Annotated in this window: 11 protein-coding genes; 5 read left to right on the top strand and 6 right to left on the bottom strand. The window is 73.3% G+C overall.

The genetic code is table 11. The features are described from left to right. The first annotated feature begins 461 nt into the window (after nucleotides 1-461). Together ACFVXK_RS33220 and ACFVXK_RS33225 are read left to right on the top strand one after the other, a co-directional pair. Nucleotides 462-989 carry a heme-binding protein gene (locus ACFVXK_RS33220; RefSeq protein WP_389619263.1) on the top strand — a complete coding sequence of 176 codons (528 nt, stop codon included), beginning with the start codon at nucleotides 462-464 and terminating at the stop codon, nucleotides 987-989. Between the two features lie 10 nt (nucleotides 990-999). Continuing rightward, nucleotides 1,000-2,415, top strand: a complete 1,416-nt coding sequence (locus tag ACFVXK_RS33225; RefSeq protein ID WP_389619266.1) for a M1 family metallopeptidase — start codon at nucleotides 1,000-1,002, stop codon at nucleotides 2,413-2,415. Here the strand turns inward: ACFVXK_RS33225 and ACFVXK_RS33230 are convergent. After that, a complete protein-coding gene (locus ACFVXK_RS33230) occupies nucleotides 2,412-2,921 on the bottom strand; it encodes a GNAT family N-acetyltransferase (RefSeq protein ID WP_389619269.1) in 510 nt (169 codons plus the stop codon). The genes ACFVXK_RS33225 and ACFVXK_RS33230 overlap by 4 nt on opposite strands. 83 nt (nucleotides 2,922-3,004) lie before the next feature. Next, nucleotides 3,005-3,580: a TerD family protein gene (locus tag ACFVXK_RS33235; protein WP_045952052.1), complete on the bottom strand. Its 576-nt coding sequence runs from the start codon at nucleotides 3,578-3,580 to the stop codon at nucleotides 3,005-3,007. Nucleotides 3,581-3,754: 174 nt separating this feature from the next. On the opposite strand from ACFVXK_RS33235, the gene arfB reads away from it, so the two are divergent. Further along, on the top strand, nucleotides 3,755-4,180 hold the full coding sequence (gene arfB, locus ACFVXK_RS33240) for an alternative ribosome rescue aminoacyl-tRNA hydrolase ArfB (RefSeq protein WP_389619273.1): 426 nt from the start codon (nucleotides 3,755-3,757) through the stop codon (nucleotides 4,178-4,180). 81 nt (nucleotides 4,181-4,261) lie between these two features. Here arfB and ACFVXK_RS33245 read toward each other — a convergent pair whose 3' ends face one another. Further along, on the bottom strand, nucleotides 4,262-4,843 hold the full coding sequence (locus tag ACFVXK_RS33245; protein ID WP_389619275.1) for a flavin reductase family protein: 582 nt from the start codon (nucleotides 4,841-4,843) through the stop codon (nucleotides 4,262-4,264). A gap of 301 nt (nucleotides 4,844-5,144) precedes the next feature. Here ACFVXK_RS33245 and cdgB point away from each other — a divergent pair, with 301 nt between their 5' ends. Together cdgB and ACFVXK_RS33255 are read left to right on the top strand one after the other, a co-directional pair. Continuing rightward, a complete protein-coding gene (gene cdgB / locus ACFVXK_RS33250) occupies nucleotides 5,145-6,860 on the top strand; it encodes a diguanylate cyclase CdgB (protein WP_389619278.1) in 1,716 nt (571 codons plus the stop codon). Nucleotides 6,861-6,928: 68 nt separating this feature from the next. Continuing rightward, on the top strand, nucleotides 6,929-7,945 hold the full coding sequence (locus tag ACFVXK_RS33255; protein ID WP_389619281.1) for a CBM35 domain-containing protein: 1,017 nt from the start codon (nucleotides 6,929-6,931) through the stop codon (nucleotides 7,943-7,945). A 9-nt stretch (nucleotides 7,946-7,954) separates the two neighbouring features. Here ACFVXK_RS33255 and ACFVXK_RS33260 read toward each other — a convergent pair whose 3' ends face one another. The 3 genes from ACFVXK_RS33260 to ACFVXK_RS33270 all read right to left on the bottom strand — a co-directional run. Next, nucleotides 7,955-8,887, bottom strand: a complete 933-nt coding sequence (locus ACFVXK_RS33260) for a 1-phosphofructokinase family hexose kinase (RefSeq protein WP_389619284.1) — start codon at nucleotides 8,885-8,887, stop codon at nucleotides 7,955-7,957. Between the two features lie 104 nt (nucleotides 8,888-8,991). Beyond that, nucleotides 8,992-10,143 (bottom strand): N-acetylglucosamine-6-phosphate deacetylase, encoded by a 1,152-nt coding sequence (gene nagA / locus ACFVXK_RS33265; RefSeq protein WP_389619287.1) that lies wholly within the window; start codon nucleotides 10,141-10,143, stop codon nucleotides 8,992-8,994. After that, a partial coding sequence (locus tag ACFVXK_RS33270) for an ROK family protein (protein ID WP_389619290.1) occupies nucleotides 10,143-10,682 on the bottom strand: 540 nt, incomplete at its 5' end. The genes ACFVXK_RS33270 and nagA, both read right to left, overlap by 1 nt.

Consider the following 10,682-nt stretch of genomic DNA (forward strand, 5'->3'; position numbering starts at 1 on the left):
GCTCTGGGCCGGATCAGGGATGTGCGGCTCCCCAGGGCGCCGAAGTCATCTCGTTTTAGCCCCGGACGACACCCCACCCCGTCCCCGCCCCCGACCGGGCAGACCGGGAAACCTCGGCCCTCGTTGGGGTGGGGTCCCTTTCCAGTCCGGCAAATTCCAGCCTCGCCTGGGGGCACCTCCCAGCGGTAGCTGGGGGAGTTTGAGGCGCGGGGGGCTGGGGGCTGGCCCCCAGGACGCGGGCCGCAGATGGGTGGTCTGCGATCCCGGAGGGGTCTGGGGCGGAGCCCCCGGGCGGGGGGTACGGCCCCAGGAAACCGGGCGGCCAGCCCCACCGCATCGGCCGATCGGATGACCCCCGGGTCAACCGGTGTGGTCGGTGGGGCGAGCCGGTACGGGGACGGGGTGGGAGGGGGGTGGCGGTGATGGTTGGAGGGAGCCAGTCGAGACCACCAGGAGCAGTGATGAACACCCGTACCCGCGTCCTCACCGGTACCGCCCTCGCCGTCGTTCTCGGCGCCGGGACGTTCGGGGCCGTCAGCGCGAGCGCCACCCCTGCCAAGAAGGACGAGGTCAAGAGCGACAACTTCACCACCTCGACCCACCTGACCGTCGACGCCGCGACCCGTGCCGCCCAGGCCGCGCTGAAGGCCGCCGAGAAGGAGAACCAGAAGGTCACGGTCGCCGTGGTGGACCGCAACGGCAACACCATCGTCACCCTGCGCGGTGACGGTGCGGGCCCGCAGTCGTACGAGTCCGCCGAGCGCAAGGCCTTCACCGCCGTGTCCTGGAACGCCCCGACCTCGGTGCTGGCCGGCCGGCTGGCGCAGGCCCCGAACCTGAAGGACATCCCGGGCACGCTGTTCCTCGCGGGCGGTACCCCGGTGCAGGCCAGCGGTGCGCCCGTCGCCGGTATCGGTGTGGCCGGCGCGCCGAGCGGGGACCTGGACGAGAAGTTCGCCAAGGCCGGGGTCGAGGCCCTGGGCAAGTAACCTCGGGCGTGTGGAACTCCGCACGCTCACCCGCCTCGCCGCCCCCGCCCTCGCCGTCCTGATCGCCCTCACCGCGGGGTGTACGGGGGCGACGGTGCAGGGGCGGCCCGGTGCGTCGGGGCTGCGGGATCCGTACTTTCCCCGGGCGGGCAACGGCGGGTACCAGGTCGAGCACTACGCGCTGGACCTGGCGTACGACCCGGCCGGCGGGGAGCTGCGGGGGACGGCGGTGATCACGGCGCGGGCCGGGCAGGGGCTCAGTTCGTTCAACCTCGACTTCAGCGGGATGAAGGTCGAGGGCGTGGACGTGCAGGGTGCGGCGGCGCGTTACAACCGGACCGGCAACGAGCTGACGGTGCGTCCGGCGAAGGACCTGCGCAAGGGCGAGGTCTTCCGGGTGAGGGTGGACTACGGCGGCCGGCCGAAGGCGCTGGTCGATCCGGACGGGTCCAAGGAGGGCTGGCTGACGGCCGCGGGCGGTTTCGCGGTCGGTGTCGGGGAGCCGGTGGGGTCGATGGGCTGGTTCCCGGGCAACCACCATCCCAGTGACAAGGCCGCGTACGACGTCACGGTGACCGTTCCGGCCGGGTACGAGGCCGTGTCGAACGGGGAGTTGCTCTCCCGGCGGGACGTCGGGGGCGGGCGGACCGCGTTCGCGTGGCGGAGTGCGGAGCCGATGGCGAGCTATCTGGCGACGGTCGCCGTGGGGAAGTTCAAGGTGTCCACGGGGCGGACCGCTTCGGGGGTGTCGGTCTACCAGGCCGTGGCGCCGGGCGAGGAGGAGGCGTCCCGGGCGGTGCTGGCGCGGGTGCCGGAGATGGTGGAGTGGGGGAGTGCGACGTTCGGGCCGTATCCGTTCGGGACGGTGGGGTCGATCGTGATGCCGGCGCGGTCGCTGGGGTACGCGCTGGAGACGCAGACGAAGCCGGTGTATCCGGGTGCGCCCGACGAGGACCTGGTGCTGCACGAGTTGGCGCACCAGTGGTTCGGGGATTCGGTGTCGCCGAAGTCCTGGAAGGACATGTGGCTGAACGAGGGGTTCGCCACGTACGCGGAGTGGTTGTGGGCGGAGTCCCACGGGGGTGTGAGCGCGCAGCGGCGGTTCGAGGCGTTCCTGGCCGGGGACACGTCGGTCGACGGTCATGCCGGGGTGGACTGGGCGGCTTTTGCGCCGGCTTCGCCGCCGGGTGCCGAGCACATTTCCGATGATCCGGTCTATTACCGGGGTGCGATGGTGCTGCACCGGGTCCGGCAGGAGGTGGGGGACGAGAAGTTCTTCGACCTGCTGCGGGGGTGGGCCGCCGATCACCGGTACGGGAACGCGAGCACGGCCGACTTCACCGCGTACGCGCAGCGGCGTACGGGTGTGGACCTGAAGAAGGTGTGGGACGTGTGGCTGTACGGGGACGCGCGGCCGAAGGGTTAGAGGGGTTTGCGCATCACCAGGCAGGGGCGGCCGTGTTCGCGGTCGTGGGCGTGGCGGAGTGCGGTGTAGCCCTGGGCCTGCCAGAAGGCGAGGGCCGGGGTGTTGTCCTCCAGGACGGCGAGGCGTAGGGCGGTGCGGCCCGCGGTGCGGAAGCGGTCTTCGACGAGGCGGGTGAGGGTGCGGCCGTGGCCCTCGCGGTGGGCGGTGGCGTCGATGAGGAGCAGGCCGATCCAGGGGTCCGGGTCGGCGGGGTCCGGGTGGTGGGCCAGGGTGGCGGCGAGGCCGACGAGGCGGCCGGCGGAGCGGGCGAGGAGGACCTCGGCGCCGTCGGGGGCGAGTTCGTCGGCGAGGGCGGTCGCGACCTGTTCGACGGTGATGCGCGTCGGGTCGGGGAAGTCGCCGCTCAGCTCGAAGAAGGCGCGGTTGGTCGCGTAGAGGGCGGCGATCTCGGTGAGGACGGGGCCGGGGAGGGCGCCGTCGACCGGGGTGAGGGGCTGGAGGATCACCCGTGGAACGGTAGCGAAGGCGGGCGCGGGCCCTTCCCCGGGACGGTGGGGAAGGGGCCGCGCGGTGCCCTGGCGTCCCTGGGTCAGACGTTGACGCCGAAGTCCTGGGCGATGCCGGTGAGGCCGGAGGCGTAGCCCTGGCCGACGGCGCGGAACTTCCACTCGGCGCCGTTGCGGTAGAGCTCGCCGAAGACCATGGCGGTCTCGGTGGCGGCGTCCTCGGAGAGGTCGTAGCGGGCGATCTCGGCGCCGCCGGCCTGGTTGACGACGCGGATGTACGCGTTGCGGACCTGGCCGAAGTTCTGGCTGCGGGAGTCGGCGTCGTAGATGGAGACCGGGAAGACGATCTTGTCGACGCTGGCGGGCAGGCCGGCCAGGTTGACCTTGATGGACTCGTCGTCGCCGGAGCCCTCGCCGGTGCGGTTGTCGCCGGTGTGGACGATGGTCTGGTCCGGGGTGGACTTGTTGTTGAAGAAGACGAAGTGGCCGTCGGAGACGACCTTGCCCGTGGCGTCGACGGCGATGGCCGAGGCGTCGAGGTCGAAGTCGACACCGGTCGTCGTGCGGACGTCCCAGCCGAGGCCGACCGTGACGGCGCTGAGGCCGGGGGCCTCCTTCGAGAGCGAGATGTTGCCGCCCTTGGACAGGCTTACTGCCATGTGACTGGTGTCCTTCCTCGTCATTCCGGGTGCTCGGTCCCGATGTGGGGCCAAGCTACCGCTGCCCTTCATAACGCGGGGAGGGGGCGTGGAGGTTCCAGGGGGGTTCCGCTGGGGTGCCCGGGGCGGGAAATGAGGGTGACGGGGGCGGGGCGGGGGCGGATCATAGGGGGCATGCCTGGTCCCTATGTCATCCGCGGTGCGGTCGTGCTCCCCGAGGCGGAGCTCGCCTGGCGGTTCTCGCGTTCCTCCGGGCCGGGCGGGCAGCACGTGAACACCTCGGACTCGCGGGTGGAGCTGCTGTTCGACGTGGCGGCGACGAAGGCGCTGCCGCAGGTGTGGAAGGACCGGGCGCTGGAGCGGCTCGCCGGGCGGCTGGTGGACGGGGTGCTGACGGTCCGCGCGTCCGAGCACCGGTCGCAGTACCGCAACCGGGAGATGGCGCTGGTGCGGATGGCGGCGGTGCTGGCGGAGGCGACGGCGGCCCCGCCGAAGGCCCGGCGTGCGACGCGGATCCCGCGCGGGATCAACGAGCGGCGGCTGCGGGAGAAGAAGGCGCGCGGGGAGACGAAGCGGGGGCGCAGCTCCCGCGACTGGTAGGCCCGTCCCCCGTCCCCCGTCCCCCGTCCCCCGTCCCCGTGCCTCGTCCCCCGCCGCTCGTCCTCGTCCCGCCCCCGCGCCCTACGGCCGCAGGTGGCGGTAGCGGCCGCGGAAGTACGTCAGGGGCTCGGCGTCCGGTGACGGGAACGAGGCCGTCAGGACGTGGCCGATGACCAGCGTGTGGTCGCCCGCCGGGACACGGGACGTCGTGCGGCATTCCAGGGTGGCCAGGGCCCCCGAGAGCAGCGGGGCCCCCGAGGCGGCGCCGCGTTCGTGGGGGAGGTCGGCGAACAGGAGCCGGTCGCTGATCCGGCCCTTCATCGAGAAGCGGCTCGCGACCTGCAGCTGGCTGTCCGCGAGCAGGGACACCGCCCACAGGGGCTGCTCGGCCAGCAGGTCGTCCATCCGGGATCCCTCGCGGACGCTGACCAGGACCAGCGGCGGGTCCAGGGACACCGACATGAAGGCGGTGGCGGTCATGCCCACGTCCTCGCCGCGCGGCCCGCCGGCGGTCAGGGGCGGTTCGTGGGCGGTGATCAGGCACACGCCCGCCGCCAGCCGGGACATGGCGGCGCGGAACTCGTCGTTGCTCACCCCCTCAGGATGGGGGGAGAGGGGCGCGGAGGGGGCGTAGGGCGGGGTTGCGGGGGTCGTCTTCGGCACGTACCGCACGCTAGTGCGGTCCTCGCGCGGCGCACATCGGACGCTGGTCCGAGCCGTGTCCCCGCCGTAGGGCCTAGGCCCGGCGTATCGTTTGCGCGAGGGAAGGCGGGTGAGGGCCCCCGTCCTCAACGCGCCTACGGCACCGCAGTATTCATCTCATGTGACTTGAGTCACAGAGGGCAAGATTTGTTGACCCTGTGTACCTGCCGCACAGCTCACTGTGATTCAGTGGACGGGACACCGCAACGAAACGCCGATGACAAACCTGGAGTTGCTGTCGAGGTCTCGGGGAGAGCGAGCAATGGAGACCGAGTCGGAGCCGTACGTCCGTCTTGCGACCCTGCGGCAGCTGCACCAGGTGGTGGCCGAGCTCAACACGGCCCGGAGCCTGGCGGACACTCTGCAGACCGTCGTGGACGGCATCGTGCGCGGCCTCGGCTACGAACTCGCCTGCGTCAACCTCGTACGCCCTGACGGAGATCTCGTCGTCGCCGCCTTCGCGGGAGACCCCGCCGCCGAAGCCCTGATCACCGGTCGCGTCGGCTCCCGCGCCGCCTGGGAGCGCCGCCTGACCATGGGCGAGGAGTGGGACGGCCTGCGCTTCATCCCGCACACCGAGGGCTGGGTCCTGCTGGAGGACGACGTGCCCCAGTGGCACACCGACGGACCCGATCCGCGCTTCGAGGACGAGTGGCACCCCGAGGACCGGCTCTACGCCCCCATGTATGCGACGGGCGGGGAACTGCTGGGTGTCATTTCGGTGGACAGGCCGCGCAACGGCCGCCGCCCGGGCGCCTGGGGCCGCGAGGCGCTCCAGATGTACGCCTTCCAGGCGGCCATTGCGATCAGCAACGCGCGCCTGCGCGCGAACATGCAGCGGGCCCTGGTCCGGCTGGAGCGCGAGCAGCAGGCGCTGCGGGCCAGCGAAGAGTCGTTCCGGCAGGCCTTCGAGTACGCCCCCAGCGGCATGGCCATCGCCGAGATGGGCGGCGACCAGCACGGCCGGCTGCTGCGCACCAACGACGCCCTGTGCCGGCTGCTCGGGCGGCCCGCCTCCGTGCTGCGCCGCTACTCCTTCTCCGACCTCGTCCACCCCGAGGACATCGGGACGCTGCTGCGCACCTCCGCCGAGGGCGGCCGGGCCGAGCTGCGGCTGGGGCGGCGCGACGGCACGTACGTGTGGGTCTCGCTGCGCAACTCCGTCGTCGCCGACGCCGCCGACGGGCCGAGGTTCCTCCTCACGCACGTCGAGGACATCGAGGAGCGCAAACGGCACGAGCTCCAGCTCGCGCACCGCGCCAGCCACGACTCCCTCACCGGCCTGCCCAACAGCGCCGAGCTGCGCGCCCGCCTCGGCGCCCGGCTGTGCCGGCGGCCCCAGTCGGTGCGGGCCGGCGCGGTGGAGGCGCTCGACGCGGCCTTCGAGGGCCGGCCGGAGGGCGTCGGCCCCGGCGAGCACGGCTACGACGGCTACACCGCGCCCGCCGGCGCCGCCGCTGCGGGCCCGGGACACGGCGGCGAGGGGTTCGACTTCCCCGGCGGCTTCCCGGGGCAGCCCGAGGGCCCGTACGACCACCACGTGCACACGGTCGCGCCGGCCTCGGACATCGACGACGGCACCAAGGGGCTCGCGGTCCTCTTCTGCGACCTCGACGGCTTCAAGTCGATCAACGACCGGTTCGGGCACCACACCGGCGACGCCGTCCTGATCGAGGTGGCCCGCCGGCTGACCACGGGCGTCCGGGACGGGGACACGGTCGCCCGGCTCGGCGGGGACGAGTTCGTCGTCCTCGCCGACGGCCTCGGCGCGGCCGACGCCGCCGACCTCGCCGTCCGGCTGCGCAACGCGATCATCCCGCCGATCCGGGTGGACGGGCGGGCCGTGCGCGTCGGGGCGAGTTTCGGCATCGGCTGGGCCAGCTGCGGGATGTCCGCGGACGAGGTGCTGCGCTCCGCCGACCAGCGGATGTACATCGAGAAGAGGTCCCGCTCCAAGGCCCACCGCCGGGCCGGGTGATCGGATCGGCCACCCGTGGGCGCACGTGTTCGGGGTAGGCTCCCGTGGGTCGAAAGGAGTGACCTGCGATGACGACGCCCGCGAACAACGGCCCGCACGGTGGGGCGAACCAGCCCGAGGACGACGACCCGTTCGGCTACCTCTACGCGGACGGCCAGGCCGCCGGAGCCACCCCGCCCGGTCAGGGCGGCGGATACGGCTACCCCGGCCCCGCGGTCGGAGGGCAGCCCGGCGCGCAGCCCGGGGTCCCCCGCACCTCGTACAACCAGGTGCGCACGGTCGGCGAGCGGACGTACGGCGGCCAGCGCGGCGCCGTCCCCCAGCAGCAGCCCCCGCAGGCCTACCAGGCCCAGTACCAGGCCCCCGAGGCCCTCCAGGCCAACGGCTACGGGGTCCCGCAGCAGCCGGCCCCGCACACGCAGCAGATGAGCCCGACCGGAGGGCGCGGCCGCAGCGGCAACGGCGGCGGCTCCAGCCGCAAGGGCATGCTGATCGCGGCGGTCGCCGTGGTGGCGGCGGTGGCGATCGGCATCGGCGCCGCGCTGGCCTTCGGCAACAAGGACGACGACAAGAAGAAGAACCAGGCGACGGGCCCGTCCCAGTCCGCGGCCCCGAACCAGCCGGAAGGCTCCGCGGAGCCGAGCGCCTCACCGGAGCCCTCGCAGAGCCCGCTGCCGAAGGCGGACGCCTCGGGCGCCGGCATGGCGCTCACGGGCGGCGCGACGCTGCAGACGACCGTGCCGGGCGCGAAGAGCGCCGGCGGCCAGTACGTCGGCAACTTCAACCAGGCGGGCGCGGCGGTCACCTGGACCCTGGACGTCCCCAAGGACGGCCAGTACAAGCTGAAGATGACCTACGCGGTGCCGGGCAAGGACGCGAGCACCACGCTGACCGTCAACGGCGAGAAGCAGGACCGCGCGATAAACATGAAGAACTTCGCCCTGGCCAAGCCGGGCGAGTGGGGCTGGACGAACACCTACTCGCTGGTGCAGCTGAAGAAGGGCTCCAACACCGTCAAGATCTCGTGCGAGACGGGCAACCAGTGCGAGATCAACATCGACCAGCTCTGGCTGGAGCGCGGCTGAGCCGCCCCCTCACCGCCCGCCCGCCGGGACGGCCGTGACCTTGACCGACCCCCGTACCTCCGCGTAGGTGCGGGGGTCGAACTCTCCCGCCGTCGGGGCGTGGACGGTTGCCGTCGACAGGGCTACCGCGCGGGTGAGGCGGTCCGGCCAGGGGAGGTCCTCCGTCAGGGCCGACAGGAGGCCCGCCACCGCCGAGTCGCCCGCGCCCGTCGGGTTGCCGCGCAGGGTGCGGGGCGGGGTGGCCTGCCAGGTGCCGTCGGGGGTGGCGGCCAGGAGGCCCTCGGGGCCCAGGGAGGTGACCACCGCGTGGGCGCCCCGGCGGCGGGCGTCGCGGGTGGCGGGGAGCGGGTCGCGCGAGCCCGTCAGCTCGGCGAGTTCCGCCGCGTTCGGCTTGATGATCTCCGGCCGGGCGGCGACCCCCCGGCGCAGGGCCTCGCCGCTGGTGTCGAGGAGCACGGGGGCCCCGGCCGCGCGGGCCGCCCGGACCAGGACCGCGTACGCCCCGACCGGCACGCCCGGCGGCAGGCTCCCGCACAGGGCCACCGCACGCGCCCCGGCCGCGAGTTCGGTGTAGCGGGCGAGGAACGCCGACCACTCGACGGCCGAGATCTGCGGGCCGGGCTCGTTGAACTGGGTGGTGTCGCCCGTGCTTTCGTCGACGACCGCCAGCGTGCGGCGGGTGGTGCCGGCGCAGGGGACGAGGGCGTCCACCACGCCGGGGGAGCCGGCGAGGAGGTCCCGTACGACCGTGCCGGCCGGGCCGCCCGCGAAGCCCGTCGCCGTCACCTCGTGGCCGAGCGCGGCGAGGACCCGGGCCACGTTCAGGCCCTTGCCGCCGGCGCGTTCGGTGACGGCGGTCACCCGGTGGGAGGTGTGCGGCAGCAGTCGCGGCACCCGGTGGGTGACGTCGAGCGCGGTGTTGAGCGTCACGGTGAGGATCATGGCCAGTCCCGGTCTTGGTGTGTGCCGGGATCATGCCAAACGGAGGGCGGCCAGCCCAGTCCTCCGGGCCGTCCGCCCCGCTCCGCCGTGGCCGAAAGGCCGGTTCAGCCCAGCGGGCTGACGATCCATTCGCCCCTTCGCATGACGCCCTTCACGTCGAACTCCGCATCCAGGACCACCAGGTCGGCGTACTTGCCGGGCTCCAGCGAGCCCACCTCGTCGTAGAGGCCCAGCAGCTTCGCCGGGTTGGCGGAGATGGCCTGCACCACGGACTCGACGGGCAGTCGGTCGACGCTCACCGACCGCTTGAAGGCGGTGTCGAGGGTGAGGGTGGAGCCGGCGATGGAGCCGCCCTCCACGAGCCGGGCGACGCCGTCCTTGACCTCCACCTCCAGCGGGCCCAGGTGGTAGGTGCCGTCCCCGAACCCGGCCGCGTCCATCGCGTCGGTGATCAGCGCGACGCGGTCGGCGCCCGCGTGGTGGAAGGCCAGCTCCAGCATCGCCGGGTGCAGGTGGGTGCCGTCGTTGATCAGCTCGACGGTGACCCGCTCGTCCTCCAGCAGCGCCGCGATCGGGCCCGGTGCGCGGTGCTCCAGGCCGGGCATCGCGTTGTACAGGTGGGTGGCGACGGTCGCGCCCGCGTCGATGGCCCGGACCGTCTGGTCGTACGTGGAGTCGGTGTGGCCGATGGCCGCGATGACCCCGTGCTCGGCGAGCAGCCGCACGGAGTCCAGCCCGCCCGGCAGCTCGGTGGCGAGGGTGACCATGCGGGCGGCGCCGTGCGCGGCGTCGATCAGCTTGCGGACCTCCGCCGGGTCGGGGTCGCGCAGCAGGTCCTCCTTGTGCGCGCCCTTGCGGCAGGGGTTGATGAACGGGCCCTCGAAGTGGACGCCGGCGATCTCGCCCTGCTGGGTGAGCTCGGCGAGCAGCGCCGCCCGGCGGGCCAGCTCGTCGAGGTCGCCGGTGACGGTGGAGGCGACGAGGGTGGTGGTGCCGTGCTCGCGGTGGGTCCGCACGCCGGTGAGGACCTCCTCGGCGGTGCCGGAGGTGAAGGAGGCGCCGCCGCCGCCGTGGTTGTGCATGTCCACGAAGCCGGGGACGATCCAGTGCCCGGAGAGGTCCACCAGTGCGGCGTCCTCGTGGGCGCTGCCCACGATCCGGGCGCCCTCGACGATGACGCGGCCGCCGGCCACGATCCCGGTGGGCAGCACCACCCTGGCGCCGGAGAGAACGGTGCTCTGTGCGCGTCCGGACATCAGGCAGGTACCTCCGTGGCGAGTAGGTCCCAGGCGAGCAGCCCTGCGCCCAGGCATCCGGCGGTGTCCCCGAGGGCGGCCGGAACGATCTCGGGCAGCCGCTGGAACGTCACGCGTTCCCCGACGGCCGTCCGCAGTGGTGTGAACAGGGTTTCCCCGGCCTCGGCGAGCCCGCCGCCGATGATCAGCGTGCTCGGGTCCAGCAGCGTGATGGCGGTGACCAGCCCGTCGGCGAGGGCGCCGATCGCGGCCTGCCAGACCTCCTCGGCGCGGGCGTCGCCGGACTCCACGGCCTTGGCGCAGTCGGCGGCGTCGGCCCCGGGGTCGCCGGAGGCGGCGGCCCAGGCGCGCGAGACGGCGGAGGCGGAGGCCAGGGTCTCCAGGCAGCCGTACTGGCCGCAGCCGCAGGCGGGTCCGCCGGGGCGGACCACGATGTGGCCGATCTCCCCGGCGTAGCCGTGGGCGCCGGCCTCGATGCGGCCGGCGATGCCGATGGCGCCGGCGATGCCGGTGCCGAGGGGGACGAACAGGAAGCGGTC

The organism is Streptomyces sp. NPDC058157, from assembly GCF_042884105.1.
GTDB lineage: Bacteria > Actinomycetota > Actinomycetes > Streptomycetales > Streptomycetaceae > Streptomyces.

Excerpts from the sequence above, each read along its gene's own strand:
- ACFVXK_RS33235 (WP_045952052.1), bottom strand. The coding sequence starts at position 3,580 with ATGGCAGTAAGCCTGTCCAAGGGCGGCAACATCTCGCTCTCGAAGGAG.
- ACFVXK_RS33260 (WP_389619284.1), bottom strand. The coding sequence starts at position 8,887 with ATGATCCTCACCGTGACGCTCAACACCGCGCTCGACGTCACCCACCGG.
- ACFVXK_RS33220 (WP_389619263.1), top strand. The coding sequence starts at position 462 with ATGAACACCCGTACCCGCGTCCTCACCGGTACCGCCCTCGCCGTCGTT.
- cdgB (WP_389619278.1), top strand. The coding sequence starts at position 5,145 with ATGGAGACCGAGTCGGAGCCGTACGTCCGTCTTGCGACCCTGCGGCAG.
- arfB (WP_389619273.1), top strand. The coding sequence starts at position 3,755 with ATGCCTGGTCCCTATGTCATCCGCGGTGCGGTCGTGCTCCCCGAGGCG.
- ACFVXK_RS33255 (WP_389619281.1), top strand. The coding sequence starts at position 6,929 with ATGACGACGCCCGCGAACAACGGCCCGCACGGTGGGGCGAACCAGCCC.
- nagA (WP_389619287.1), bottom strand. The coding sequence starts at position 10,143 with ATGTCCGGACGCGCACAGAGCACCGTTCTCTCCGGCGCCAGGGTGGTG.